General features: G+C 69.1%; 32 protein-coding genes and 2 tRNA genes. 12 read left to right on the forward strand and 22 right to left on the reverse strand.

Annotated features, from left to right (window positions below; translation table 11 throughout):
* Nucleotides 1-16: 16 nt before the first annotated feature.
* The 3 genes from J7500_RS12760 to J7500_RS12770 are packed head-to-tail and all read left to right on the forward strand — an operon-like array spanning nt 17 to nt 1,766.
* Nucleotides 17-295, forward strand: a complete 279-nt coding sequence (locus J7500_RS12760; RefSeq protein WP_294062089.1) for an acyl carrier protein — start codon at nt 17-19, stop codon at nt 293-295.
* A complete protein-coding gene (locus J7500_RS12765) occupies nt 292-987 on the forward strand; it encodes a hypothetical protein (RefSeq protein WP_294062090.1) in 696 nt (231 codons plus the stop codon). The genes J7500_RS12760 and J7500_RS12765 overlap by 4 nt, the downstream gene beginning before the upstream one ends.
* A complete protein-coding gene (locus tag J7500_RS12770; protein ID WP_294062091.1) occupies nt 975-1,766 on the forward strand; it encodes a hydrolase 1, exosortase A system-associated in 792 nt (263 codons plus the stop codon). The genes J7500_RS12765 and J7500_RS12770 overlap by 13 nt, the downstream gene beginning before the upstream one ends.
* Nucleotides 1,767-1,871: 105 nt before the next feature.
* Here J7500_RS12770 and trxB read toward each other — a convergent pair whose 3' ends face one another.
* The 5 genes from trxB to J7500_RS12795 all read right to left on the reverse strand — a co-directional run bounded on the left by trxB (nt 1,872) and on the right by J7500_RS12795 (nt 6,183).
* A complete protein-coding gene (gene trxB, locus J7500_RS12775; protein ID WP_294062092.1) occupies nt 1,872-2,840 on the reverse strand; it encodes a thioredoxin-disulfide reductase in 969 nt (322 codons plus the stop codon).
* A gap of 128 nt (nt 2,841-2,968) precedes the next feature.
* Nucleotides 2,969-3,045 (reverse strand) — tRNA-Met (locus J7500_RS12780).
* Between the two features lie 56 nt (nt 3,046-3,101).
* A complete protein-coding gene (locus J7500_RS12785; protein WP_294062093.1) occupies nt 3,102-3,608 on the reverse strand; it encodes a 2'-5' RNA ligase family protein in 507 nt (168 codons plus the stop codon).
* Nucleotides 3,605-5,527, reverse strand: coding sequence for a potassium transporter Kup (locus J7500_RS12790; RefSeq protein WP_294062179.1), 1,923 nt, complete (start codon nt 5,525-5,527; stop codon nt 3,605-3,607). Before J7500_RS12790 ends, J7500_RS12785 begins: the two co-directional genes overlap by 4 nt.
* A gap of 188 nt (nt 5,528-5,715) precedes the next feature.
* Entirely contained in the window at nt 5,716-6,183 is a 468-nt protein-coding gene (locus J7500_RS12795) for an Lrp/AsnC family transcriptional regulator (protein WP_294062094.1), read from the reverse strand.
* 137 nt (nt 6,184-6,320) lie between these two features.
* Between J7500_RS12795 and ald the strand changes: the two genes are divergently transcribed.
* Complete coding sequence (gene ald, locus J7500_RS12800; protein ID WP_294062095.1) at nt 6,321-7,424, forward strand: alanine dehydrogenase; 1,104 nt, start codon at nt 6,321-6,323, stop codon at nt 7,422-7,424.
* Nucleotides 7,425-7,471: 47 nt separating this feature from the next.
* Here ald and J7500_RS12805 read toward each other — a convergent pair whose 3' ends face one another.
* The 7 genes from J7500_RS12805 to ccmC are packed head-to-tail and all read right to left on the reverse strand — an operon-like array spanning nt 7,472 to nt 12,412.
* Nucleotides 7,472-8,158 (reverse strand): cytochrome c biogenesis factor-like protein, encoded by a 687-nt coding sequence (locus J7500_RS12805; RefSeq protein ID WP_294062096.1) that lies wholly within the window; start codon nt 8,156-8,158, stop codon nt 7,472-7,474.
* Nucleotides 8,155-8,559: a cytochrome c-type biogenesis protein gene (locus tag J7500_RS12810; protein ID WP_294062097.1), complete on the reverse strand. Its 405-nt coding sequence runs from the start codon at nt 8,557-8,559 to the stop codon at nt 8,155-8,157. The genes J7500_RS12805 and J7500_RS12810 overlap by 4 nt, the downstream gene beginning before the upstream one ends.
* Nucleotides 8,556-9,080, reverse strand: coding sequence for a redoxin family protein (locus J7500_RS12815; protein ID WP_294062098.1), 525 nt, complete (start codon nt 9,078-9,080; stop codon nt 8,556-8,558). The genes J7500_RS12810 and J7500_RS12815 overlap by 4 nt, the downstream gene beginning before the upstream one ends.
* Nucleotides 9,077-11,011 (reverse strand): heme lyase CcmF/NrfE family subunit, encoded by a 1,935-nt coding sequence (locus J7500_RS12820; RefSeq protein ID WP_294062099.1) that lies wholly within the window; start codon nt 11,009-11,011, stop codon nt 9,077-9,079. Before J7500_RS12820 ends, J7500_RS12815 begins: the two co-directional genes overlap by 4 nt.
* Nucleotides 11,008-11,442 (reverse strand): cytochrome c maturation protein CcmE, encoded by a 435-nt coding sequence (ccmE, locus tag J7500_RS12825; protein ID WP_294062100.1) that lies wholly within the window; start codon nt 11,440-11,442, stop codon nt 11,008-11,010. Before ccmE ends, J7500_RS12820 begins: the two co-directional genes overlap by 4 nt.
* Nucleotides 11,439-11,570, reverse strand: coding sequence for a heme exporter protein CcmD (locus J7500_RS12830; RefSeq protein WP_294062101.1), 132 nt, complete (start codon nt 11,568-11,570; stop codon nt 11,439-11,441). Before J7500_RS12830 ends, ccmE begins: the two co-directional genes overlap by 4 nt.
* Nucleotides 11,567-12,412, reverse strand: coding sequence for a heme ABC transporter permease CcmC (gene ccmC, locus J7500_RS12835; RefSeq protein WP_367112979.1), 846 nt, complete (start codon nt 12,410-12,412; stop codon nt 11,567-11,569). Before ccmC ends, J7500_RS12830 begins: the two co-directional genes overlap by 4 nt.
* Nucleotides 12,413-12,431: 19 nt before the next feature.
* On the opposite strand from ccmC, the gene J7500_RS12840 reads away from it, so the two are divergent.
* The 3 genes from J7500_RS12840 (at nt 12,432) to J7500_RS12850 (ending at nt 14,980) form a co-directional block, all read left to right on the forward strand.
* The gene (locus J7500_RS12840) at nt 12,432-13,508 is read left to right on the forward strand and encodes a glycoside hydrolase family 43 protein (RefSeq protein WP_294062104.1); all 1,077 of its coding nucleotides are present in this window, start codon (nt 12,432-12,434) and stop codon (nt 13,506-13,508) included.
* Nucleotides 13,509-13,621: 113 nt separating this feature from the next.
* On the forward strand, nt 13,622-14,263 hold the full coding sequence (locus J7500_RS12845) for an OmpA family protein (RefSeq protein WP_294062105.1): 642 nt from the start codon (nt 13,622-13,624) through the stop codon (nt 14,261-14,263).
* Between the two features lie 138 nt (nt 14,264-14,401).
* Nucleotides 14,402-14,980 (forward strand): hypothetical protein, encoded by a 579-nt coding sequence (locus tag J7500_RS12850; protein ID WP_294062106.1) that lies wholly within the window; start codon nt 14,402-14,404, stop codon nt 14,978-14,980.
* 85 nt (nt 14,981-15,065) lie between these two features.
* Here the strand turns inward: J7500_RS12850 and J7500_RS12855 are convergent.
* From J7500_RS12855 to J7500_RS12875, 5 genes are all read right to left on the reverse strand, one after another.
* A tRNA-Arg gene (locus J7500_RS12855) sits at nt 15,066-15,142 on the reverse strand.
* Nucleotides 15,143-15,176: 34 nt separating this feature from the next.
* The gene (locus tag J7500_RS12860; RefSeq protein WP_294062107.1) at nt 15,177-15,635 is read right to left on the reverse strand and encodes a DUF1178 family protein; all 459 of its coding nucleotides are present in this window, start codon (nt 15,633-15,635) and stop codon (nt 15,177-15,179) included.
* A complete protein-coding gene (locus tag J7500_RS12865) occupies nt 15,632-16,453 on the reverse strand; it encodes a carbon-nitrogen hydrolase family protein (protein ID WP_294062108.1) in 822 nt (273 codons plus the stop codon). The genes J7500_RS12860 and J7500_RS12865 overlap by 4 nt, the downstream gene beginning before the upstream one ends.
* Complete coding sequence (grxC, locus tag J7500_RS12870; protein WP_294062109.1) at nt 16,450-16,707, reverse strand: glutaredoxin 3; 258 nt, start codon at nt 16,705-16,707, stop codon at nt 16,450-16,452. The genes J7500_RS12865 and grxC overlap by 4 nt, the downstream gene beginning before the upstream one ends.
* Before the next feature lie 48 nt (nt 16,708-16,755).
* Complete coding sequence (locus tag J7500_RS12875; RefSeq protein WP_294062110.1) at nt 16,756-17,499, reverse strand: ComF family protein; 744 nt, start codon at nt 17,497-17,499, stop codon at nt 16,756-16,758.
* Between the two features lie 42 nt (nt 17,500-17,541).
* On the opposite strand from J7500_RS12875, the gene J7500_RS12880 reads away from it, so the two are divergent.
* Nucleotides 17,542-18,387 carry a methyltransferase domain-containing protein gene (locus tag J7500_RS12880; protein WP_294062180.1) on the forward strand — a complete coding sequence of 282 codons (846 nt, stop codon included), beginning with the start codon at nt 17,542-17,544 and terminating at the stop codon, nt 18,385-18,387.
* Here J7500_RS12880 and J7500_RS12885 read toward each other — a convergent pair.
* Nucleotides 18,371-18,787 (reverse strand): (deoxy)nucleoside triphosphate pyrophosphohydrolase, encoded by a 417-nt coding sequence (locus J7500_RS12885; protein WP_294062111.1) that lies wholly within the window; start codon nt 18,785-18,787, stop codon nt 18,371-18,373. The genes J7500_RS12880 and J7500_RS12885 overlap by 17 nt on opposite strands.
* Before the next feature lie 62 nt (nt 18,788-18,849).
* On the opposite strand from J7500_RS12885, the gene J7500_RS12890 reads away from it, so the two are divergent.
* Both J7500_RS12890 and J7500_RS12895 read left to right on the forward strand, forming a co-directional pair.
* Complete coding sequence (locus tag J7500_RS12890) at nt 18,850-19,032, forward strand: Flp family type IVb pilin (protein WP_294062112.1); 183 nt, start codon at nt 18,850-18,852, stop codon at nt 19,030-19,032.
* Nucleotides 19,033-19,166: 134 nt separating this feature from the next.
* A complete protein-coding gene (locus J7500_RS12895) occupies nt 19,167-19,340 on the forward strand; it encodes a Flp family type IVb pilin (RefSeq protein WP_294062113.1) in 174 nt (57 codons plus the stop codon).
* Between the two features lie 105 nt (nt 19,341-19,445).
* Here J7500_RS12895 and J7500_RS12900 read toward each other — a convergent pair whose 3' ends face one another.
* The 4 genes from J7500_RS12900 to J7500_RS12915 form a co-directional block, all read right to left on the reverse strand.
* On the reverse strand, nt 19,446-20,393 hold the full coding sequence (locus J7500_RS12900) for an acetyl-CoA carboxylase carboxyltransferase subunit alpha (RefSeq protein WP_294062114.1): 948 nt from the start codon (nt 20,391-20,393) through the stop codon (nt 19,446-19,448).
* A gap of 272 nt (nt 20,394-20,665) precedes the next feature.
* Nucleotides 20,666-21,598 carry a tyrosine-type recombinase/integrase gene (locus J7500_RS12905; RefSeq protein WP_294062116.1) on the reverse strand — a complete coding sequence of 311 codons (933 nt, stop codon included), beginning with the start codon at nt 21,596-21,598 and terminating at the stop codon, nt 20,666-20,668.
* Complete coding sequence (locus J7500_RS12910) at nt 21,595-23,409, reverse strand: hypothetical protein (protein ID WP_294062117.1); 1,815 nt, start codon at nt 23,407-23,409, stop codon at nt 21,595-21,597. The genes J7500_RS12905 and J7500_RS12910 overlap by 4 nt, the downstream gene beginning before the upstream one ends.
* Entirely contained in the window at nt 23,390-23,527 is a 138-nt protein-coding gene (locus J7500_RS12915) for a hypothetical protein (RefSeq protein WP_294062119.1), read from the reverse strand. Before J7500_RS12915 ends, J7500_RS12910 begins: the two co-directional genes overlap by 20 nt.
* Before the next feature lie 75 nt (nt 23,528-23,602).
* On the opposite strand from J7500_RS12915, the gene J7500_RS12920 reads away from it, so the two are divergent.
* Together J7500_RS12920 and aroB are read left to right on the forward strand one after the other, a co-directional pair.
* Nucleotides 23,603-24,142 (forward strand): shikimate kinase, encoded by a 540-nt coding sequence (locus J7500_RS12920; protein WP_294062120.1) that lies wholly within the window; start codon nt 23,603-23,605, stop codon nt 24,140-24,142.
* Between the two features lie 10 nt (nt 24,143-24,152).
* Nucleotides 24,153-25,256, forward strand: a complete 1,104-nt coding sequence (gene aroB, locus J7500_RS12925) for a 3-dehydroquinate synthase (protein WP_294062121.1) — start codon at nt 24,153-24,155, stop codon at nt 25,254-25,256.
* Nucleotides 25,257-25,428 lie beyond the last annotated feature (172 nt).

Consider the following 25,428-nt stretch of genomic DNA (forward strand, 5'->3'; position numbering starts at 1 on the left):
AAAACGTCGCAGGGGAATGGAATTGCAGCGTCAGGACTATGATCAGGTCGAGGACACGGTGCGCGCGGTGCTGCGCGACGTGCTGGGACTGAGCGAGGCGCGTGCCGCTGCCTTCGACGAGTCCACGCCGCTGTTCGGCGCGCTGCCCGAGCTCGATTCGCTCGCGGTGGCGGGCGTGCTGACCGAGATCGAGGACCGGCTCGGCATTTTGATCGAAGACGACGAGGTCGACGGCGAGATGCTCGAGAGCTTCGGCGCCCTCACCCGCTTCGCGGCCGGCAAGGCGCTCGGGTGATCGATCACTATGACTGGGCGGGGGGACGCGAGGCGATGCTGCGCTTCGGTCCCGACACCGGCCCGGTCGTAGTCGCGGCGCTGCCGCTGTTCGAGGAAGCCAATCGCACGCGCGCGTTGGTGGTGACGATGTTGCGCGCGCTGGCGGAGCGCGGGATCGCGAGCGCGCTGCCCGACCTGCCGGGCCAGGGCGAGAGTGTCGTGCCAACGGAAGAGGTTACACTAGCGGACTGGCAGGAGGCCTTCGGCGCGGCGGCGGCTTGGCTTGGCAATCCCCACACGGTGGCGATCCGGGGCGGTGCGCTGGTCACGCTTGGCGCGCGGCGAAAGAGTAGTTGGGTCTTCGCGCCGGTAGATGGAAGTACACTGGTGCGCGACCTTCAGCGGGCGCGCCAGATTACCCAGCCCAATGCGCCATTGCTTATCGATCTCGCCACGACCGCACCGGCCGGGACACGGACCGAGGCTGCTGGTACCGGCCTTTCCGTCGACCTGCTCCATCCCCTTGTCCACGCGATTCCCGACCGCGCGACTCCCAATCGCCTGACCCGTCTCGAAAGCGATCCGGGGGAAGCCAATGCGAAGTTTCCCGGCGCCCCCCTGTGGCGCCGCGCCGAGCCCGGCAATGATCCCACCCTCGCAGAGCTGCTCGCCGACGACATCGCCGCTTGGGTCCGCTCGTGCGAAGGCTGATCGCCTTCCCCTGCGCCGGCGAGACGCTGGCGGGCACGCTCGACGAAGCCCCCGGCACCACGGGGCTGCTGATCGTCTCGGGCGGCAACGAGATCCGCATCGGGGCGCATCGCGGCATGGCGCTGCTCGCCCAGCGCGTTGCCGAGGCGGGGTATCCGGTCTTCCGCTTCGACCGCCGCGGCATCGGCGACTCCACCGGCGCGAATGGCGGGTTCGAGAGCAGCGCCGAGGATATCGCGGCGGCCGTCCGTGCCTTCCGGCAGGAGGCTCCCCACCTCACCCGCATTCTGGCCTATGGCAATTGCGACGCGGCGACCGCGCTGGCGCTGTTCCATGGCGCCGCAGGCATCGACGTGCTGCTGCTCGCCAATCCCTGGATCGTCGAGGACGAGGACGGCCTCCCTTCCCCCGCCGCGATCCGCGCCCGCTACGCGAGCCGCGTGCGCGATCCTCGGGAATGGCTGCGGCTGCTCCGAGGACAGGTGAATTTACGGAAACTCGTCAAAGGTTTGTCGAAGGCTTCGAAGATAGATTCACAAGTTTCGAGCCTCGCCGCACGCGTTGCCGCGGCCTTCGCCGAGGCCAGAGTGCCGATCACCCTCCTTATCGCCGAGCAGGACAATACGGCCGTCGCCTTCCTCCACGCCTATCGTGCTCCGGCGTTCGACGCGGTTCGCTCGCGCATCCCGGTCGAGAAGCGCGTTACCGCGAGCCACAGCTTCGCCAGCGCCGAGGACAAGGAATGGCTCTTCAGACAGGTTCTGAAGAGCCTCGCGTAGCCACCTAACCCGTCATCCCCGCGAAGGCGGGGACCCAGGAACACAACGGCTGTCCTTCGTGGCTCTGGGTCCCCGCCTTCGCGGGGATGACGAAATATGGTGCCTCTATTCCGCTGCCTGAGCCACTTCGAAGTCCGCCTCCGCAAGGAAGCGCTCGGCATCCAGCGCGGCCATGCAGCCGGTGCCCGCCGCGGTGATCGCCTGGCGATAGTGCTTGTCCATCACGTCACCGCAGGCGAACACGCCCGGCACGCTGGTCTTGGTCGTGCCCTTCTCGACCGTGATGTAACCGTCGTCGTCGAGCTCGATATGGCCGCGGAACAGCTCGGTCGCCGGGTGGTGGCCGATCGCGACGAAGCCGCCGTCGACCTCGAGCGTCGAGACTTCGCCCGTCACCATGTCCTTGAGCTCGATGCCGACCAGCCCCTCGGGCTCGCCACCGCCGATGAAGCGCTCGACCTTCTTGTTCCACAGCACGTTGATGCGCTCGTTTGCGTGGAGCCGCTGCTGGAGGATCTTCTCGGCGCGCAGCGTGTCGCGGCGGTGGATCAGCGTCACGTCATGGCTGTGGTTGGTGAGGTAGAGCGCCTCCTCCACCGCGGTATTGCCGCCGCCGATCACCGCCACCTTCTTGCCGCGGAAGAAGAAGCCGTCGCAGGTCGCGCAGGCGCTGACGCCCTTGCCCTTGAGCAACTCCTCCGAATCGAGCCCCAGCCACTTGGCCTGGGCGCCGGTGGCAATCACCAGCACGTCGCCCAGATAGACGGTGCCGCTGTCGCCGACCATGCGGAACGGACGCTGGCTGACGTCGACCTCGACGATCGTATCCCACAGCATCTGCGCGCCGACATGCTCGGCCTGCGCCTGCATCTCCTGCATCAGCCACGGGCCCTGGATGACCTCGCGGAAGCCGGGATAATTCTCCACGTCGGTGGTGGTCATCAGCTGGCCGCCCGGCTGGATGCCCTGGACGACGATCGGCGCGAGCCCCGCGCGCGCGCCATAGATGGCGGCGGAGAGCCCCGCGGGCCCCGAGCCCAGGATCAGCATGCGAGTCGAGTGGGTAGCGGTCATCGTGCCTTCCGGAATGCTTTGCCCCGCGTCTAGAGGGTGCGGGTCCCCCGACGCAACATGGCGACGCCGGTGTGATCCACAATGCTGTGGGAAAACAGCTTTGCTTGGACGCAGCAAAGCAAGGGACCTGGTAGCGGAGGAGGGACTTGAACCCCCGACACGCGGATTATGATTCCGCTGCTCTAACCAGCTGAGCTACTCCGCCATAGGCGGCTGCCAGGTCGCTGAGAGCGGGCGACATAGGTCGCAGTTTCGCGCCGGTCAAGCGAACATATTGCGCGAATGCGCTTCCCAGGCGCCGCCGCGGTACCACCAGCTCGCCAGGCCTGCGATTTCCACTTCGCGCGGCGCGAAATCGCGCGACAATGCCGCCAGCACGGTCTTGGCGAGCACCGGGCGGACCTTGTTCTGGATCGTGACGTGCGGGCGCCAGCGGCCGGCATCCTGCGCGGTGAGCAGCCCCGCGAAGGCGTGGAGCAACCCTTCGCGAATCGCGGCAAGCTCGGGTGATTCGATGCGATAGGCCACGCCCCCATCGAGCGACATCAGCCCGGCCACCTTCGCGCGCGGCGCGCGGATGCCGCGCGTTTCCTGCACCAGCCGATGCTTGAGCTCGTCCGCGGCCGACGGCGGCAGCTGGTGGAACAGCGTCAGATGCGCGTCGACCATGTTCCGCTCGGGCGGATAGTGCTCGCGGCGCAGCGCATTGAACCAGGCCTGGTCCTGTCGCCCGAACAGCGCCGTCACAACGAGCGGCGCCGCCTTCAAATCTCCACCTGGCTGCCCAGCTCGACCACGCGGTTCGTGGGCAGGCGGAAGAATTCCATCGCGCTTTCGGCGTTGCGCAGCATCCAGGCGAACAGCTTCTCGCGCCACACCGCCATGCCGGGCTTGGCCGACGGCAGCAGCGTCTGGCGCGCGAGGAAGAAGCTGGTGTCCATCATCCTGAACTCGCCGCCGCAGACCGTGATCTGCTTGAGTGCGGCGGGCACGTCCGCCTCCTGCATGAAGCCGTAGTAGAGGATCATGCGGTGGAAGCCCTTGCCTAGCCCCTCGATCTTCACGCGGTTGCCCTCGAGCACATAGGGCACGTCGCTGATCTTCACGGTGAGCAGGATCACGCGCTCGTGCAGCACCTTGTTGTGCTTGAGGTTGTGGAGCAGCGCGTGCGGCACGCCGTCGGGGGTCGAGGTCATGAACACGGCGGTGCCGGGCACGCGCGTCGCAGCGATCGCGGCCGATTCGATGAAGATCTTGATCGGCATCGCGCTCTCGCGCAGCCGCTCGAGCATCAGCTTGCGGCCGCGCGCCCAGGTGGTCAGCACCGTGAACACCACCAGCCCCACCAGCAGCGGGAACCAGCCGCCGTCCGGCACCTTGGTCAGATTGGCCGCGAAATAGGCGAAGTCGACCACGAAGAAGAGCGCCAGCAGCGGCAGCGCATAGCGCTTCTTCCACTGCCACAGCGAGAACAGCACCACCGCGAGCAGGCAATTGTCGATCAGCATCGCGCCGGTGACCGCGATGCCATAGGCCGCGGTGAGGTTGGACGAGGTCTGGAAGGTCAGCACGAGCAGGATGACCATGATCATCAGCGCCCAGTTGACCAGCGGGATGTAGATCTGGCCCGCGGTCGAGGCGCTGGTGTGGTCGATGCGCAGCCGCGGCACGAAGCCGAGCTGGATCGCCTGCTGCGTCACCGAGAAGGCGCCCGAGATCACGGCCTGCGATGCGATGATCGCCGCCATGGTCGCGACGAGCACCAGCGGCAGCCGCAGCGCTTCGGGGGCGAGGAAGTAGAAGGGGCTCTCGATCGCGGCCGGGTTGCGCATCAGCAGCGCGCCCTGCCCCATATAGTTGCACATCAGCGCCGGCAGCACGAACCACAACCACGAGACGCGGATCGGCTTGCGGCCGAAATGGCCCATGTCGGCATAGAGCGCCTCGGCACCCGTCACGGCGAGCACCACCGAGCCGAGAGCCAGGAATGCCGCGAGCGGATCGGCGGCGAAGAACTGCCAGGCGTGATGCGGCGACAGCGCCTGAAGGATCGCCGGCGTCTGGACGAAGCTGATCACCCCCAGCGTCGCGATGACGAGGAAGTAGATGCACATCACCGGCCCGAACAGCGTGCCGACGCGCGAAGTGCCGGTGCGCTGGATCGAGAAGAGCAGCACCAGGATCACCACGGCGATCGGAATCACCAGATTCTCGAAGGCCGGCGCAGCGACGGCAAGGCCCTCGACCGCGGAAAGCACCGACACCGCCGGGGTGATCATCGAGTCGCCGTAGAAGAGCGAGGTCGCGAAGACGCCGAGCAGCACGATCCCCGCGGTCCAGCGCTTCTGCCCGCCCTTGCCCGAGATGAGCGCGAGCAGCGCCAGGCTACCGCCCTCCCCCTTGTTGTCGGCGCGCATGATCACGGTGACGTACTTCAGCGTCACCACGATCATCATCGACCAGAACATCAGGCTGATCGCGCCCATGATGTGCAGCGTGTCGAGCGTGAGCTTGTGGTGCCCCGCGAAGGTCTCGCGGAAGGCGTAGAGCGGGCTGGTGCCGATGTCGCCGAAGACGATGCCGATCGCGCCGAGCGCGAGCTTCCAGGTCGCGTCGGCCGAATGGCCGTGCGCGTGGAGCGAATCGTCGGTGGTCGGGGCCGTCTCGGCGGCCCCGGTGGGGGAGATACTCACTGTCGCGGCTGCCGCGCAGGGTAGGAAACCGACCTGGTCATGGCGACCTGTGTTCTCGTCTGCGTCAAAGTGCGCGGGCCGTTAGCACGTGCAACAAGGGGTAGCAACGGCAGCACCCGGACGCCTTTGTTAACAGTCGTTTCGGAGACGCACAGACAGGCCCAAGGGTTCCCGTGACCGGGTCAACGCGCGCCGAACAGTGCATCGGCCTCGCTCCGAGTCGGAATCGCACGAAGCACGAAGCTGCTGTTGATCGTCACGACCCCCGGAAGCCGGCCCAGATGCTCGCGATGGAGCCGCTCGTAATCGTCGAGGTCGCGGCACAGGATCTTGAGCCGATAATCCTGCCCGCCGGAGACGAGCGCGCATTCCACCACTCCGTCGATCTGGGCCACGGCGCGCTCGAAGCGGGCGAGGTCCTCTTCCACCTGCGTGCCGAGCGTGATGTCGACCAGCGCGGTGATGCGGAAGCCGAGTCGCCGATGCCCCAGCCGCGCGCCATAGCCAGTGATGTGCCCCGACACCTCGAGGGCCTGGATGCGGCGCGTACAGGCCGATTGGGAGAGCCCCACTTCGGCCGCGATCGCGCTCACCGGCGCGCGGGCGTCGGCCGCAAGCAGTTTTAGGATCGCGCCGTCAATCCTGTCCATCGCGCATGAATTCCCCTGTTCGCGCGTTTATATCGCACTTTCATGCACATCTGCCAGCCCGTGCAGGCAAACTTTGCAGAGATTCGTCCTGGTTGCCTGCGATACTATCTCTGCAACACGAATACAGGAGGGAAGTCATGCGCGTCGGGGTACCGAAGGAAATCAAAAACCATGAATATCGCGTGGGCCTCACGCCCGCCTCGGTGGCGGAGCTGGTCCACGCGGGACATCAAGTGCTGGTCGAGACCCAGGCGGGCATGGGGATCGATTTCGACGACGACGCCTATACCGCGGTCGGCGCCACGATCGCTCCCGATGCCGCGGCGGTGTTCGCCGGATCGGACATGATCGTGAAGGTGAAGGAGCCGCAGCCGCAGGAAATCGCGCTGCTCGAACCGCGCCACACGCTCTTCACCTACCTCCACCTCGCCGCCGACAAGCCCCAGGCCGAGGGGCTGATGAAGTCGGGCGCGACCTGCATCGCCTATGAGACGGTAACGTCCAATTCGGGCGCCCTCCCCCTGCTCAAGCCGATGAGCGAAGTCGCCGGGCGCATGTCGATCCAGGTGGCGTCGCACTATCTCGAGAAGGAACAGGGCGGCCGCGGCGAGCTGCTCGGCGGCGTCCCCGGCGTGGCGCCGGCGCGAGTCGCGATCCTCGGCGGCGGCGTCGCGGGCATCAACGCCGCGCAGATCGCGGTCGGCCAGCGCGCGGACGTGACGATCTACGACATCAACAACGATCGCCTGGCCGAGCTCGACCTGCACTTCGGCAGCCAGATCAAGACCGCCTATGCCAGCAAGGCCGCGATCGCCGAGGCGATCCAGCGCAGCCAGGTGGTGATCGGCGCGGTGCTCGTCCCGGGCGCCGCGGCGCCCAGGCTGGTCACACGCGACCAGCTCAAGACGATGATGCGCGGCTCGGTGCTCGTCGACATCGCGATCGACCAGGGCGGCTGCTTCGAGACCAGCAAGCCGACGACGCACGACGATCCGGTCTACGAGATCGACGGCGTGATCCACTACTGCGTCGCCAACATGCCGGGCGCGGTCGCGCGCACCTCGGCCTTCGCGCTCAACAACGCCACCCTGCCCTTCGTGCTGCGCCTCGCCAACCTGGGCGCCGAGGCGGCGATGAAAGCCGACAAGCACCTGGCGAACGGCCTCAACGTCTACAAGGGCAAGATCGCGTTCAAGGCCGTGGCCGACGATCTCGACCTGCCGTTCGAGGCCTGGGCCTGATCCTGTTGCCTTAACCGTGACCCCGGCTTCGTGCCGGGGTCCATGCCTCAGGGCCTGGGTGAGGGAGCGGGAGTCGGCGCAGGCGTCGGAGTTGCGCCCCGCTCCTGCGCCGCGCGCGCTTCCAGCAGCCGGTCGAGCAGGAACAGGCGCACCAGCAGCTCGTTGCGATAGCTCGCATTGGCCGGAGTCAGCTCGACTGCCTTCGCCCAGAGCGGCCGCGCTTCCTCGAACTTGCCCTCGCGGACATGGGCGAGGCCATAGAAGAAGTGCGTGCCCGGATGCTGCGGCCACAGCGCGATGCCGCGCTCGAACGCGAAGCGCGCCGCGGGCGAAATCTGGTTGCCGTCATGCTCGGCGAGCTTGAGGCCGAGGTTGGTCCACAGCGGCGCGTCGTTGGGCGCCTTGCGCACCGCGCCGACCATCACATTGACCGCGCCGCGCGGCGAGCCCGCGCGAGTCATTCCGTCGGCGGCCGTGAAATAGGCGAAGTCGAGCGTGAAGCGGCCGAACAGCGCATCGCGCAGCGCGACCAGATCGGCGTCGATGTCGCCCGCCTTCTCGTCCGCCGCCACCGGATGCCCACGAAGCCCGGGGCTGCCCTGCCACGCATAGCCCGCCGCGCCGAGCATCAGCGCGGTCGCGGGGATCGTCCACAGCTTGCGCGGGAAGCGCATGCGCCACAGCAGGACCGCGCACAGCAGCACGATCCCGACGAAGATCAACCAGCCCATCATCGCCGCCGCCTAGCGAACACGCGCCGCGCGACGAGGATTCCGACGAGCAGCAGCACCAGCGGCGCGATCCACAGCGGCGCGGTGACCCAGCTCAGCGGCGGGTCATAAGTCACATAGTCGCCGTAGCGCTGGACGAGCCATTTGCGGATCTGGTCGGGCGACTCGCCCTTCTGGACCCGCTGGCGCACCAGCGCGCGCATGTCGCCCGCCATCTCGGCGTCGCTGTCGGCGATCGACTGGCCCTGACAGACGAGGCAGCGCAGCGTCTCCATCAACGCCTTGGCCCGCGCCTCCTGCTCCGGATCGGGAAGCTGGGTATAGGCGAGGTCGGGCGGCGGCAGCTTCGACTGGGCGAAGGCCGGCACGGCGAAGAGCAGCGCAAGGACGAGCAGGTGCCTCACTTCGCCTTCTCCAGCTCGCGGAGCAGCAGCGGCACGTCGTCCTCGCGGATATCGCCGATGTGCTGATAGGCGATGCGGCCGCGGGCATCGATAACAAAGGTCTCGGGCACGCCCGACGAGCCGAGCGCGAGCTGCGCGGCGCTCGCCTTGTCGTTGCCGATGCGCGTGTAGGGATCGCCGTTGCGATCGAGGAAGGCGCGAACGTCCTCGGGCGTGTCGCGCACGGCCACGGCGTCGATCTCCGCACCGGCCGCCTTGAGCTTCATCAGCTGCGGCGCCTCGGCGATGCACGGCACGCACCAGCTCGCGAACACATTGAGCAGCCGCGGCTTGCCCGTGAAGTCCGCGGTCGCGATCCCCGGCCGCCCCGGCAGCAGCGGCGGCAGGTCGAGCGCGGGCATCGGCTTGCCGACCATCGCCGAATGGATGGTCCGGTCGGCCGGCTTGATCAGCCCGCTCGCCACCACGGCGAAAACGATCGCGAACAATGCCAGAGGCGCCCAGATCAGCACCCGCCTCATGCGTAGGCCTCCGCATCGGCGTCGCGGCGGCGCTTGCGGACGCGGCCGACCAGCGCCAGCGCGCCGCCGAGCGCGATCAACCCGCCGCCGAGCCAGATCAGCGTCACGAAGGGCTTCCACCAAAGCCGCAGCTGCCAGCGGCCGCTGTCGTCGCCCTGCCCGAGCACGGTGTAGAGCTGCCCGTCGAGCATCGTGCGGATCGCCGCCTCGTTGGTCGTGGTCGGCGGCGCGCTGAAGAAGCGCTGCTGCGGGAAGAGCTCGAACTTGCTGCCGCCGCGCTCGACCGACAGCCGCGCCTCGAGCGCGGACCAATTGGGGCCGACCGCGGGATGCACCTCGACCAGCGTCACGCGGAACGGCCCGACGGTGACGTTCTGCCCCACCTGGATCGCCGCCAGCCGCTCGACCTTGAACGCGCTGTCCGAGGCCATTCCGCCCAGGCTCACCGCGACGCCCAGATGCGCGATCACCATGCCCCAGATGTTGAGCGGCGTGCGGCGCAATTTGCGCTTCCACAGCGGCGCGACGCTCGCCGCGGCGAGGCCCGCCGCCAGTCCGATGGCGAGCACCTGGAGCAGATGCTCTCCTCCCGAGAGCGCGAAAACCAACGCAAAGGCAACGCCCGCCACTGCCGTCGGCACCAGCAGCCGCCCGAGCAGCGCGTTCCAATTGTCCCTCCGCCAGTTGAGCAGCGGCCCCGCCGCGGTCGCGACCACCAGCACCAGCGCGACCGGGGCGATCGCCTTGTTGAAGAAGGGCGCGCCGATCGAGAGCTGTACGCCCGCGGCCTGCGCGACCAGCGGATAGAGCGTGCCGATGAACACCACGCCCAGGATCACCGAGAGCAGCAGGTTGTTGAGCACCAGCGCGCCTTCGCGGCTCACCAGCTCGAAGGTCGCACCCTGCTTCACGCTCGAGACGCGGGCGCCGAACAGCGCCAGCGCGCCGCCGATGTACAGGCCGAGCAGCGCGAGGATGAAGGTGCCGCGCGTCGGATCGACGGCGAAGGCATGGACGCTGACCAATATGCCCGATCGCACCAGGAAAGTGCCGATCATCGACATGGAGAAGGCGACCACCGCCAGCATCAGCGTCCAGGCACGCAGCCCGTCGCGAGTCGCGAGCACGGTCACCGAATGGAGCAGCGCGGTCGCCGCGAGCCAGGGCATCAGCGAGGCGTTCTCGACCGGATCCCAGAACCACCAGCCGCCCCAGCCGAGCTCGTAATAGGCCCAATAGCTGCCCGCGGTGATGCCGATCGTCAGGAAGATCCACGCCGCCAGCACCCAGGGGCGCATCGCCTTGGCGAAGGCGGGGCCGACGTCGCGCATCAGCAGCGCGCCCACGGCGAAGCTGAACGCCACCGAGAGGCCGACATAGCCGAGGTAGAGCGTCGGCGGGTGGAAGGCGAGGCCCGGGTCCTGAAGCAGCGGGTTGAGCCCCTGCCCGTCCGCCGCGGCCGGGTTGAGCCGTACGAACGGGTTCGAGGCGAAGGCGAGGAAGGCATAGAAGCCCAGCCCGATCACTGCCTGCGTGCCCAGCGTCGCCGCGAGCGTCCCCGGCTCCAGCCGCCGCTCGAAGAACGCCACCGCTGCGCCGGCGACGGCGAGCACCGTCACCCAGAGCAGCATCGACCCTTCATGGTTTCCCCAGGCGCCGGCGACCTTGTAGATCAGGGGTTTCAGCGAATGGCTGTTCTCGGCGACGAGCAGCACCGACATATCCGAGCGGACGAACAGCGCGATCAGTGCGCCGAAGGCGCCGAGCACGAGCAGCCCCTGGAGCAGCGCCACGCCGCGCAGCGCGCCCATCAGCTCGTCGAGCCCGCGGCCGACGCGCGCGGCCTTGGTCGCGCCCCAGGCGAGCAGCACCTGCATCAATGCGAGTGCCGCCGCGAGCCACAGCGCGGCGAGCCCGGCCTCTGCGATCATTGCTCGAGGCTCTCGCTCTTGTGCATGTTCCCCGCGACCTGCGGCGGCATGTAGCGCTCGTCGTGCTTCGCCAGCAGATTGTCGGCGGCGAAGCTGCCGTCCGGGTTGAACCGCCCTTCGGCGACCACGCCCGATTCTTCCTTGAACAGGTCGGGCGTCACGCCGCGAAAGGCCACCGGCACGCGCGCCTTGCCGTCGGTCACGACGAAATCGATCGAGACGCCGTCGGCGCGGTGCTGAATCGAGCCCTTCTCGACCATGCCGCCCAGCCGCACGTGCCGGTCGGCCGGCGGTGCCTTCCCCGCAACGTCGCCGGGGGTATAGAAGAAGGCCGCCTGGTCCTTGAGCGCCGACAGCGCGAGCAGCGCCGCCGCCGCAACGGCGGCGAGCGCGAGCAATCCCAGAACGAGGCGCTGGTGCTTGGGCTTCACGGGCGGCGCTTCAGCGAATCCGCGGCGGCCTCGGCGCGGCGCATGCCAATCCAGCTGGCGAGCACGAGCCCGCCCACGCCGAGCGCCGTCACGCCATAGGCGGCGAAGATGAAGGGCCAGTGGTTCACGCTGCCGCCATCCGCCGCAGCCGCGCTTCGACCTTCTGCTGCGCGAGCATCGCGCGCATCCGCATCAGCACCACGCCGCCGAAGAGCAGCGCAAAGCCCGGGGCGGTGAAGAACAGCGGCCACAGCATCGACTTGTCGATCGACGAGCTGGTGAGCCCGATGCTCTGCCCCTGGTGCAGCGTGTTCCACCACACCACCGAATAGCGGATGATCGGCAGCAGCACGGTGCCGGCCACGCCGAACAGCGCGGGCACGCGGCCGTCGCCGCCGCGATCGGCATCGGCGCGGGCGAGCGCGATCCAGGCAATGTAGACGAAGAAGAGCAGCAGCATGCTCGTCAGCCGCCCGTCCCATTCCCACCAGGTGCCCCAGGTCGGGCGGCCCCAGATCGATCCGGTGATCAGGCACAGCGCCGCGAACGTCGCACCCGCCGGTGCGATCGCGCGCGCGGCGAGGCTCGCGAGCGGGTGGCGCCACACCAGATAGGCCAGGCACGCCGCCGCCAGCGCCGCCCAGCCCCCCATCCCAAGCGTCGCCGCCGGGACATGGATGTACAGGATGCGGACGCTGTCCTTCTGCAGATAGTCCGGCGGCGTCTGCGTGAGCCCGGCCCAGGCGCCGAACAACACCAGCAGCGCGCCGGCCCCGAGCAGGACCGGCGTGAGCGGACGCGCCAGCTTGAGGAAGCGCGCGGGATTGGCGAGAGCGTGGATCACGATGCTGGACCAAGCCCATAGCGGGCTTCGCAGGCGGAATCCATGCCGGGGAAATCGCAGCTGTGGAGAAGCCGAGACGGTGCTTGCCGCGCAATATTCCCACATGCCAAGATGGCGTCCTGACATCCGGACAAAGGCTCGAACGATGATCCGCACCGCAGCGAAGCTCCTGGCCCCCGCCCTGCTGGCGCTCGCCCTGCCGGCGGCGGCGCAGCCCGCGCCCGAGGCCGCTTCGCTGCCGATGACAGCGATGCAGCTCCACGATCCATGGATCGTCGCCGACGCTGAGAGCCGCACCTATTTCCTGTTCACGCGCAACGAAGCGCAGATGAGCGGCGACAAACGCTTGGGGATCATGGCCTATTCGAGCCGCGACCTGAAGCACTGGACCCGGCCCAAAATGGTGTTCGCGCTTCCCGAGGGGACGTGGATGCGCCACGGCGCCTGGGCGCCCGAGGTGCACCGCTGGAAGGGCAAGTGGTACCTCTTCACCACCTTCCACAACGAAGCCGAGAAGCTGCCGCCCAACGGCAGCCGTGCGCTCTATCGCCGCAGCACCGTGATGGCGATGGCCGATCGGCCCGATGGGCCCTATCGGCTCGTGCGCGGCGGCGAGCCCATGGTCTCGCGCGACAGGATGACGCTCGACGGGACGCTCTACGTCGATCCCAGGGGCAAGCCCTGGTTCGTCTATGCGCACGAATGGCTCCAGACCATTGTCGGCACGATCGAGGCGATGCCGCTGTCCGACGATCTCGCCCCCGCGGGCGAGCCCCGCCTGTTGTTCCGCGCCAACGAGGCCGATTGGGCGGTCGGGCAGAAGCAGCCCGACGGCAGCACCGTCTTCGTCACCGACGGCCCCGAGCTGTTCCGCACCGCGAGCGGCACTTTGCTGATGCTCTGGTCGAGCTACGGCACGCGCGGCTACGTCCAGGGGCTCGCGCGCTCCAGGTCGGGCGAGATCACCGGCCCCTGGGAGCAGCTCGGCCCGCTGGTCGAGCGCGACAGCGGGCACGGCATGCTGTTCCGCACCTTCGAGGGCAAGCTGATGCTCGTCCTCCATCGCCCGTTCAAATATGCACTCGGCAAGCTCTATGAAGTGCGCGACGCCGGCGACCGGATCGAAATCGTCCGCGAGGCCACCGAGCTCGACGGCGAGGCCTATCCGACGCACCCCTGCCAGGCGCCCGCCTCCCCGCTCGATACCAGCAAAGGCTGCTGAGACCCGAAACCCCGTAACACTTGTTGACATGACTTGGCTGCAGGGACCTGTAGCCATGGAAGCGTCAGTGCGGCGTCAGGCCGCCGGCCAGGGACCCTGTTCCAGGAGGGATCATGTCCGCGCTTCCCAAGATCGTCATCGGCGCGCTCGCCACAACGGCGGCCGCCTGGTTCCTGCACAGTCCGCTCGGGCTGGGCCAAAATTGCACCGCCGCGGCAGGCGCCGGCGGAACCATCGGTATCCCGGCAACGACTGACGGCAACCTTACCGGCGCCGTGGCGGAGGGGACCTCGGCGCTCGGCAATGCTGCCGATGCCGCCGCCTCGGGCGCTTCGGCGCTGGGCAATGCGGCCACTGCCGCGACCGGCGCCGCGCTCACACCCGCGCAGGTCGAGAATTGCCAGACCAAGGTCACCCTCGCGGCGAGCGCAGGCATGATAAACTTCGCGACGGGCGGCACCAGCGTCGCCGCCAGCTCGGGCGCGCTGCTCGACAGCATCGCGAAGGAGCTCCGCGACTGTACCGGCGCCTCGATCGAAGTCGCCGGCCACACCGATGCGCAGGGCGACGCCGCCGCAAACCAGGCGCTGTCCGAACGCCGCGCGCGGGCCGTGGTCGCCGCCCTGGTAGATCGCGGCGTCCCGGCCGACCGGCTGACCGCCCGCGGCTATGGCGAGACCAAGCTCCTCCATGCCGACGGTCCCGAAAACGATCCGCGCAACCGCCGCATCGAATTCACGGTGACCGCGCGCTGAAAGGAAATCCGATGTCGACTTTCCTGCAATTCCTGATCCCCGCCCTCGGCGCCTTCCTCGTCGGGCTGGCGATTTCCTGGCTCATCTGGGGCCGTCGCTCCGTCGACGTCTGAGCCGGCTGCGAAAGGAGTTTCCGTCATGTGGCCGCTTTGCACTGCCAATAACTTCCTGTGGCTCCTTCTCCCGCTGCTGATCGGCTTGCTGACCGGCCTGTGGGCGTGGGGGCGCGGCGCCGCCCATGCCGCTTCTTCCCCGTCGAGGGCATTGAGCGGCGCCGTTGCCACTGCGGGGGTCGCCGCACGCGATACCGCCGCCAACGCATATGACTCGTCCCGCACCGCGCACGGCTTCGGCTACAAGGTGGGGTCGGCCCATGACACGCCCTCGCCGGCGCCGGCCGAGCCCGGCCGGCCGGCGGCCGCGGCCGCGCTCACCGGCATCGGCATTCCCGCCGCCGTCGGCGCGCCCGACGACCTCCAGCGCGTCAAGGGCATCGGCCCGAAGCTCGATGCGCTGCTGCAGACCCTGGGCATCCGCCGCTTCGACCAGATCGCCGCCTGGGGGCCCGCCGAAGTAGCCAAGGTGGATGCGCATCTTGGTGCCTTCCGCGGTCGCATCGATCGCGACGACTGGATCGAGCAGGCGAAGCTGCTCGCCCGGGGTGCCTTTGACGAATTCGAGGCTCGCTTCGGCAGCGTCGGATCCAACGAGAACTGAACCGCCCTCCTTCCCGGGAGCGACTGGGTCCGCCGGCTTGCCGGCGGGCCTTTTCTTTTGTCTGCGCGAAACCGGAAGGATGCTGTGGTGGCCCGGAGAGGATTCGAACCTCCGACCTCTCGATTAGGAATCGCTTGCTCTATCCTGCTGAGCTACCGGGCCACGCCGCCGCTGGTACCGGCGGGCGCGCGCGGAATCAATTGCGACTCTCGGGCGGCACCACCGGCACGAGCAAAGGCGCGACCGGCACGCCCTCGTCGATGAGCTCCTGCGCCTGCTCGGGGGTGGTCTGGCCGTGGATCTGGGTCACCGTTTCCTCGCCCAGATGCATGGCGCGCGCCTTGTCGGCGAAGGCCGTGCCGACCCAGGTCGATTTCTCGAGCATCTTGGCCTGCATCGCGGCGATCGCGGCCATCGCCGCCTTGACCGCCTCGGGCGGCGGCGCCTCGCCGCTGGTCGGAGCCGAGGGTGGGGTCGCACGCTGGTTGCCCTTGAGGGCGACATTGGGTGCCATCACGGCCTTGGTCACCTCGGCGTTGCCGCAGATCGGGCACGCGACCAGCCCGCTCTCGCGCTGCGCTTCATAGGCCGCGCTCGAGCCGAACCATGCCTCGAAGACATGGCCGCCGCCGCATTTGAGGTCGAAGACGATCACAGCGCCTCCACCGGCGGGATCGCGCGGCGGTGGCGGAGCACCGGCACGCGCTCGCGCGCCGCGGACACGCGTGCGGGGTCGATCTCGGCGAAGCCCAGCCCCGCGCTCTCGCCCATGTCGAGCAGCACTTCGCCCCAGGGATCGATCGCGAGCGAATGGCCATAGGTGGCGCGGCCGTCCTCATGCACGCCGGTCTGCGCCGCGGCGATGACGAAGGCCGCCGCCTCGATCGCCCGGGCCCGCAAAAGCACATGCCAGTGCGCCGCACCGGTCGGCCGCGTGAAGGCTGCGGGCACCGCGAGCAGCGTCGCGCCGGCATCGCTCAGCGTGCGGAACAGGTCCGGGAAGCGCAGGTCGTAGCAGATGGCGAGGCCGAGCACGCCGAGCGGCGTCTCTACCGTCACGGATCGCTCGCCCGCCGAATAGGAGGCTGATTCGCGCCAGCTCTCGCCACTCGGCAAGTCGACGTCGAACAGATGCATCTTGTCGTAGCGCGCGCGGATCGCGCCCTGATCGTCGATCACGAAGCCGCGGTTGGCGAGCTTGCCGTCTCCCCGCAGCACCGCAAGGCTGCCGAGGTGCACCCAGATACCGTGCCGTGCCGCCGCCTCGCGCACGCTCGCCAGCACGCGATCGTCCTCCTCGCGGGCGAGCGAGCCCGCAGCACGGTCCTTGTCGCGGTCGAGCAGGCCCGACATCTCGGGCGTGAACAGCATCGCCGCCCCGCCGGCGGCTGCCTCGGCAATTCCCTCCACCAGGGTACGGGCATTGGCCGCGGGATCGATCCCGCTCGTCATCTGGAGCAGCGCCGCCTTCATGCGGCGAGCAGCGGGTCCAGTCCGCCCTTGCGGTCGAGCGCGGCCAGGTCGTCCGATCCGCCGATGTGCCGCTCGTCGATGAAGACCTGCGGAACAGTGGTGCGGCCGTTGGCGCGCTGGATCATCTCCTGGCGCTTCGCACCATCGAAGGTGATGTCATATTCGACATAGTCGACCCCCTTGCCGTCGAGCAGGTGCTTCGCGCGGTGGCAATAGGGGCAGAATGCCTTTGTGTAGATTTCGACCTTGGCCATGATGCTTCCCGAACTGTGGTGCGGTCGTCGCCTTGTCAATGCGCGGCGTCAATCCGCCATCGGTTCAAGGCCTTGCCCGTCGAGAACGCGCGCCCAGCACAGAAGGATCACCCGCGCCGCACCGCCGCGCTTGAGCACCCGCGCGCAGGCGTCTGCCGTCGCGCCGCTGGTGTGGACGTCGTCGACCAGTACCACGGTCCTGCCGGCGAGCCTTTCGCGTGCGTTCGGCGCCAGCCCGAAAGCCCCAGCGACCGCCTTTGCCCTTCCCTTGCGCCCGAGCCCGCGCAGCACCGGAGTCGCCTTGGTCCGGCGCAGCAGTTCGGCGTCGGCGCGCACCCCCGTCGTTCGGGCAAGCGCCGTGGCGACCAGCGCGGCCTGGTTGAACCCGCGCGACCAGATCCGCCAGCGGTGGAGCGGCACCGGCACCAGCAGCTCCGCGCCCGCGGGCATCAGCCGCTCCATCGCGCGCGCCATCGTCTCGGCGCAGGCCAGCCGCCCCGAATATTTGAGCTTGAGCGCGACGCTGCGCGCGACTTCGGAATAAGCCACCGCCGCGCGCACGCCGTCGTGCACCGGCGGGTCCGCCATGCATTCGGCGCAGCGCGCGTCCTCGCCGCGATCGAACTCGAAGGGCAGATGGCAGCTCGCGCACCAGGGCGGCCCCAGGAAGCGCAGCCCGCTCCAGCAGCGCGCGCAGAAGCGATGCGCGGCCGCAGTGACTTCGCCGCAGCCGGGGCAGCGCGGCGGCAGCGCCAGGTCGACCAGCCCGGCCAAAGGAGCGAGCGCGTGCACGCACGCCTTGTCCTATGCGGCGCCCCGCTGCACAAGCCGCGCGTGAGCGACTCCGAGATCTTCGACCGCGCGCTGCGCCGCCGCCGCCGCGACCGCGCCGCCCCGGGCCATGACGCCTTCACTTTCCTGCGCGACCATATGCTGGAGGGGATCGCCGAGCGGCTCGACGCCGTGAAGCGCGACTTCGCCGAGGTGCTAGACGTCGGCAGTTTCGGGGGCAGCTCCGCCGCCGGCTTCGCGCTGCCCGGCGCGCGCATCGCGCGGCTCGATGCGGGGTATGGTTTCGCGCGCCAGGCTGGCGGCGTGCAGGCCGACGAGGACCGCCTTCCCTTCGCCGACGCCAGCTTCGACCTGATCGTCTCGGCCGGCGTGCTCGACCAGGTCAACGACGTCCCCGGCGCGCTGGCCCTCGCGCGACGCGTGCTCAGGCCCGACGGGCTGTTCCTCGGCGCCTTCCTCGGCGCCGGCACGCTCGCGACGCTGCGCGCCTGCCTGATGGCCGCCGAGGCCGAGCGCCCGGTGGCGCGCTTCCACCCGCAGATCGACGTGCGCTCGGCCGGCGATCTCCTCGGCCGCGCGGGCTTCGCGCTCCCTGTCGCCGACGTCGAGACGCTCACCGTCCGCTATGCGAGCTTCGCCAATCTGCTTCGCGACCTGCGCGGCATGGCGGCGACCAACCTGCTCCCCGGCACCCCGCCGCTCACCCGCGAGACGCTCGCCCGCGCCGCCGAAGCCTTTGCGGCACGAGCCGATGCCGATGGGCGCACGACCGAGCGGTTCGAGATCGTCTATCTCACCGGTTGGGCGCCCGATCCCTCGCAACCCCAGCCCGCGCGCCGCGGCAGTGCCACCGCCTCGCTGGCAGAGGCACTCAAGCCCAGGAACTGACCAGCGCCTCCAGCAGCGGGATCAGCGGCTCGTCCGCCGGGGGCATGGCAAGTTCACGCAACTCGGCGGGCCGCACCCATCGGAGCGCGCTGGCATGGTGCGGCTCGGGCGTGCCCTGCCAGCTCCGCAGCGTGTAGAGCAGCAGGAGCAATTGCCGCCCGCCCAGCGGTTCGCTGGCGAAGGCCGCGGGAACCAGCGCCGCGGCATCCACCCGGACGCCAAGCTCTTCCTCCAGCTCGCGCGCCAGCGCCGCCTCGGGCAGCTCGTCATGCTCGACCTTGCCGCCGGGAAACTCCCACAGCCCGGCCATCGGCTTGCCCGGCGGACGCTGCTGCACCAGCACGCGCCCCTCGCCGTCCACCATCGCCACAGCCACCACCAGCAGAAGCCTGTCCCGCATAAGGTCTTGGTAACCCCCTGTCGTTACGATTCCGCGCGATCCTTGGGGGAGAAACGATGCCGATGCGAGACCTTGTCCGGCTTTTTCGGCGCCTCGTGCCCGATCGCCGCGCAGCCACTGCCGTCGAATATGGGCTGATCCTGGCAATGATCGTGCTTGCGACCTTCGCCAGCCTGGCGGCGGTCGGCAACGTGACCAGCTCGATGTGGAACGACGTCAGCGAGAAGGTCCAAAGCGCCCACTGAGCAAGTACGAACGGCGCGTTAATCTCTGAGTTTAGGCGTTTCTTTACACCTCATCCCTAGGGTCGAATGTGCCGTACCGGCTTTCCGGTCCGGCCGGGTGAATGAAGCAACTTTCGAAACGTTGGAGACCGGTTATGCAGAAGATCCGCAACTTCCTGAAGAATTCCAAGGGCGCGACCGCGATCGAGTACGGCCTGATCGCCGCTCTCATCGCCGTGGCCGCCATCGCCGCCATGCAGGGCCTGGGCAACCAGCTCAAGACCACGTTCAACAACGTGTCGGGCACCATGCAGGCCCACAACCAGTAAGTCGAACTTTCGACTCACGAGATCGGGGCGGCGGACACAGGTTCCGCCGCCCTTTTCTTTTGTCCGTTCGTTATCGCCGCGCTCCGCATACCGAGCCGGAGAGGATCAGACCCGGCCCATCGCCAGGAACTTGGCGCGCCGCGCCTGGCGCAGCGCATCGGCGGACTGAGGCTCCAGAACATCGAGCGCAGCGGCAATGGCATCGCCCAGCGCCTTCACGGCCGCGGCGGGATCGCGATGCGCGCCGCCCAGCGGCTCCGCGACGATCCCGTCGATCACGCCCAGCTCCTTCAGATGCTGCGCGGTGACCTTCATCGCCTCGGCGGCATCGGCGGCCTTGTCCGCGGTGCGCCACAGGATCGAGGCGCAGCCCTCCGGCGAGATCACCGAATAGACCGCATGTTCCATCATCAGCACGGTGTTGCCCGCTGCGAGCGCGATCGCGCCGCCCGAGCCGCCTTCGCCCAGGATCGCCGAGACCAAAGGCACGCCCAGGTTGAGGCACTGCTCGGTCGAACGCGCGATCGCCTCGGCCTGGCCGCGCTCCTCGGCCTGGACGCCCGGAAAGGCGCCCGACGTGTCGACCAGCGTGATCACCGGCAGGCCGAATCGATCGGCGAGCTGCATCAGGCGGATCGCCTTGCGATAGCCCTCGGGCTTGCCCATGCCGAAATTGTGCTTGAGCCGGCTCGCGGTATCGTCGCCCTTCTCATGGCCGATCACCATGACGCGGCGTCCGCGGAACCGGCCGAGTCCGCCGATGATCGCATTGTCGTCGGCAAAGGCGCGGTCGCCGCCCAGCGGCATGAAATCGTCGATCAGTCCGGCGACATAGTGCTTGAAGTGCGGCCGCTCGGGATGCCGCGCGACCTGGGTCTTCTGCCACGGCGTGAGCTTGGCGTAGGTGTCCTGGAGCAGCCGTTCGGCCTTGGCCTGGAGCGGCGCGATCTCCGCGTCGATATCGACCGAACCGCCCTCGGCGGTGTCGCGCAGTGCATCGATCCGGCTCTGGAGCTCGGCGATCGGTTTCTCGAAGTCGAGGAAAGTTGCCATCGGCGCGGGGGTTAAGCCGGGCGCGCCTTCGCGTCAACGCGTGGGGTTCGGCCGGAGGAGCGAAGAAGGTGGTTCACGCAAAGGCGCAAAGACGCGAAGGTTGCTCGCGCAGAGGCGCTGAGAGCGCAGAGGGATATCGCCCGGCTGCGACAGCAGCCTTTCACAACGGGCCGAAATTCACGCGCTGGCGCGCGTACCACCTCTCTGCGTCCTCTGCGCCTCTGCGCGAACACCTCTTCCTTCGCGCCTTCGCGCATTTGCGTGAACCATTTTCACTTCCGCGCGAGCGCTTCCCCCAGAGGGTGCCGCTGGTTGACCAGCTCGACCAGCCGCCGGCTGTCGACATGGGTGTAGATCTCGGTGGTAGCGATATCGGCATGGCCCAGCATCGCCTGGAGCGCGCGCAGGTCGGCGCCGCCCTCCAGCAGGTGCGTCGCGAAGGCGTGGCGCAGCACGTGCGGGCTCACGCGGTCGGGGGGAATGCCCGCCTCGGCCGCGAGCGCGCGGACGAGCTGGTAGAGCCGCACGCGCGAAAGATGCCCCTTGCCCGAGGGGAAGAGCCACGGCCGCCCCTCGGCGACATGCTCGCGCCACGCCGCCACGGCCGCGCGCGCACGGTCCGAGATCGGCACCAGCCGCTCGCGCCCGCCCTTGCCCTTCAGGATCAGGTACGGCCGGTCGGGCGCCACGGCGTTGCGGGGCAGCGAGACCAGCTCGGTCGCGCGCAGCCCCGACCCATAGAGCAGCTCGATCAGCGCGGAGAGCCGCAGGTCGAGCGGATCGGCCGGCACGCGCGCGATCCGCGCGGCGATCGCCTCGAACATCCGGTCGACATCGGCGGTACTCAGCACCTTGGGGAGCGCGCGCGCGGTCCCCGGCCGCGGCAGCGCGGCACCGGGATCGTCCTTGCGAAGGCCTTCGTCGGCCAGGAACGCGAAGAAGCGCCGCAGCGCCGCCGATTTGCGCGCCACCGTCGCGCGCAACAGCGGCTGCCATTCGGCGCCCAGCCGCTCGAGCTCGGACGCCCCGGCTTCGCCCAGCCGCCCGCCAAGCAGCTCGGACGCGAGGCGCAGGTCGGTGCCATAGGCGGCGATCGTGTTCGCGGCGGCACCGGCCTCCGCGCGCATCATCTCGAGGAAGCGCTCGATCAGCGCCCGATCGTCGGCGCCGGGTCGCCCCGGCGACGTATCGCCGGATGGGCTCAAGCCCGCGTGATCGCCTCGACGGCGATCATCCGCGCATAGTCGCCCATCCCCGCCGCACGCATCGCCGCGACGATGTGGAACAGCGCCTCGGGCGTCACCCGCTCCCAGCTCGTCGACTGCATGCCGACCGCGGCGAGCAGCGCCACCGTGGCGGCGTCGCCGCGCTGGCCCGCCGCGTCGATCGCCTGCGTCCAGGCGTTGACGCCGCCGATCTGGACGTCGACCGCCTGTGCGCCGCGCTGCGCCTCGCCGGCATCGAGCCGGCCCAGCCCCGCGAGGCCGGCGAGCAGGAACTGCGCCTTGCGGCCGCCGATCTCGTCCGAATAGCTGTTGAAGTCGCCATAGCCGACGCGGAGATTGTCCGCAGGATCAGCGAGCGCGAGCAGCGCCCAGCCCTGGCCGCCGCGCTTGACCACCGGTCGCCATTCCATCGCCGCGCGGTCATAGCCCGCGGTCAGCATCGAGGCGACGATCTGGTCGGCGTCGTCGACGTCCTTGCCGGCAGGAATCCACGAGGCGGCGCGCGCAGTGAGGATCAGCCGCGCATAGCGGGTGCGCGCAGTCTCCGCGCCGTTCCACAGCGACTGGATCGCGCGGACCCGGCCCGGCACGTCGCTGGCGCTATAGGCAGCGCGCAGATCGCGCGCGACCGTGGCGGCGGGGCCGCTGGCATCGCCTTCCTGGTCGATCTCGCCATAAAGATCGACCAGCCCGGCGTTAGAGAAGACGCCCGCGGTCGCCGCCAGCTCGGCAGCCGAGGCGCGCGCGGCGGCGTCGATATTGGGCGCGACGGCCTGCCAGTAGCGGACCTGCGGGCCGGCGGTGCGGTAGAGATCGGCGGGCACCTCGACTCCCGTCGCGGTGGCCAGGCCCCAGCGCCAGGCGGTGAGCTGGTCGACGCCCGCCCATTCGACCGTCACGGCACGGCGGCCCTGCGCGCCGGTGCCCAGCACCTTTTCGGCGAGCAGGGTGTCGATGTCGCCCGGGCTCGTGCCCCAGCGCGCCTGGGTGAGCAACTGCCCGGCCTCGTTGGGCCGGCCGCCGAGGCCCGCGCACATCGCCTTGGCGAGCGCCCAGCCGCGCTGGCGGATCGATTCGGACGCCTTGTCGGCGATCGGGCAGAGCCCCGCCGGGTCGGCGGTCGCGAGCGACGCCTGCATCGCCACCTGGAACAGGGTGGTGGTGTAATTGTCGAGGTCGACGTCGTTGATCACTGCGCGCGCCGCCATCGCCTCGCCCATGCGCAGCAGCACCCAGGCGCGCTCGGCGGCGAAATCGGCGCCATTGACGTTGGCCGGCGTGTCGAGCGGCGACATCAGCGCGCGGCGCAGCGCGATCGACGCCCAGCGCGAGGCGACCGGTGCGTCGAGCCGCCGCATCAGCGTGGTCAGGAAGCGGCCGTCGGTACGTCCCAGCGAATCGGCCGGGAACGGGGCGTTGCCTGCCGCGCGCACGCCGGTCCGCGCCAGCGAATGGCGCGCGAACTCGGGCAACTCGTATTTGGCGAGGTCGACCACTTCCTCCGCCTGCGTGGCGTTGCCGTCGGCGGAAAGCGGGAGGTTGCCGAGCTCGGCGGTGTTGCCGAGCTCGGGGAGCGGCTGGACGATCGGCGCGGGCGCACCCGGCGCGCCAGGCTCGGCCGCGCGGGTCGGCGCGGGCGCAGGGGCCGGCGCCGGTGCGGGAGCAGGCTCGTCGAAGCCGGGCGGCAGCAGCGATTCGGGCGTGTCCTGCCCCAGCGCCGGCACCGAAACGCCGGCGAGGAGCAACAGGCCCAGGCCGATCCGCGAACGCTTAGTTCGTGAGGTTATCAAGCGGGACCACCTTCTCCATGCGGACGGGTTCGGTGCCCGTGGTGCGCGTCGAGAGGAACACCAGCCCTCCCACCAGCAGCACGATGACGACAATCAGCGCAAGGAGCGAACGCGACATGGGGCTAGTCCAAAGAAATGATTTGCGGCGGGCCTTTTGCCCGAGACCCGGCGTCGCTGTATAGCCCCCAGCGGGATGTTACAAATGCAAGCGAGCGCAGACGCCTGGACGGGCAAGCCGATCGTGCTGATCGGACTGATGGGCGCCGGCAAGACCACGGTCGGCCGGCGGCTCGCGCAGCGCATGCGCCTGCCCTTCGTCGATGCCGACCACGAGATCGAGCGCGCGGCGGGCATGACCATCTCGGACATCTTCACGCGCTTCGGCGAACCCTATTTCCGCGACGGCGAGCGACGCGTGATCGCGCGGCTGATCGACGGGCGGCCCAAGGTGATCGCCACCGGCGGCGGCGCGTTCCTCAATGAAGAGACGCGCGCGCTGATCCTCGACCAGGCACTCGCCATCTGGCTCGATGCCGAGCCCTCGGTGCTCGCCGACCGCGTCCGCCGCCGCGACACCCGCCCGCTGCTGCGCGGCCGCGATCCGGAGGAAGTGCTCACCGAGCTCGCCCAGGTTCGCAATCCCTTCTACGCGCTCGCGCCGATCCGGGTGCAGAGCATCGCCGCGCCGCACGACGCCACCGTCGACGAAATCCTCAAGGCCCTTCACGAGTGATCCCCAGACCATGACGATCGTTCCCGTCGCGCTCGGCGACCGCAGCTATGACGTGCGCATCGAGGCCGGCCTGCTTGCTCGCGCGGGCGAGGCGTTGGCCCCGTTCGCCAAGGGGCGCACCATGCCGATCGTCACCGACGCGAATCTCCACGGCCACCTCGCGACGCTCCAGGCCAGCCTCAGCGCCGCGGGCATCGCCAGCGAGGCGATCGTGCTCCCGCCGGGCGAAGGCACCAAGAGCTGGAACCAGCTCGAAAAGCTCACCGATCGTCTGCTCGAGCTCGGCGTCGAGCGCAGCGACCATGTCATTGCACTCGGCGGCGGCGTGATCGGCGATCTTGTCGGCTTCGCCACCAGCATCCTCAAGCGCGGCTGCAACTTCGTCCAGATCCCGACCACGTTGCTCGCGCAGGTCGATTCGTCGGTCGGCGGCAAGACCGCGATCAACAGTCGCGCCGGCAAGAACCTGATCGGCGCCTTCCACCAGCCCGCGACGGTGCTGATCGACCCGCAGGTGCTCGACACCCTCCCCCAGCGTGAGCTGCGCGCCGGCTATGCCGAAGTCGTCAAATACGGCCTCATCGACGATTTCGCCTTTTTCGAGTGGTGCGAAGCCAATGCCGCCGCGCTCCTCGCCGGCGATCCGGCGGCCCGCGAATACGCGATCGCCCATTCGGTCGCCGCCAAGGCGCGCATCGTTGCCGAAGACGAACGCGAGACCATCGGCAAGCGCGCGCTGCTCAACCTCGGCCATACCTTCGGCCATGCGCTCGAGGCCGAGACCGGCTTCTCGGACAGGCTCCTCCACGGCGAGGGCGTCGCCGCGGGCACTGCGCTCGCCTTCGGCTTCTCGGCCGAGCAGGGCCTCTGCCCCGGCCAGGACGCCGAGCGCGTCGCCGCGCATCTGCGCACCATCGGCCTGCCCGACGGGCTCGCGGCGACCGGGGTCACCGCCTCGGGCGCGCGGCTGGTCGAGCACATGCTCCACGACAAGAAGATGGCCGCCGGCACCCTCCCCTTCCTCCTCGCCCGCGGCATCGGCCAGACCTATGTCGACAAGAAGGTGGATCTGAAGGCAGTCGAAGCCTTCCTCGACGCCCAGCCGCGGGGCTAGCTTTCCGCAGAATTTTATTTCACGCAAAGGCGCAAAGAAGAAGTGCCCGGCCGCGTACGCGGCCCTGATCCCCTTCTTCCCTTTGCGCCTTTGCGTGAATCAAAAATAGGCAGCCACGAACCCGAAAATCGCGGCGGCGTGAAACTGGCGTGGGAAGCGGAAGTGCGGCTTT

Source organism: Sphingomonas sp., from assembly GCF_017744835.1.
GTDB lineage: Bacteria > Pseudomonadota > Alphaproteobacteria > Sphingomonadales > Sphingomonadaceae > Sphingomonas.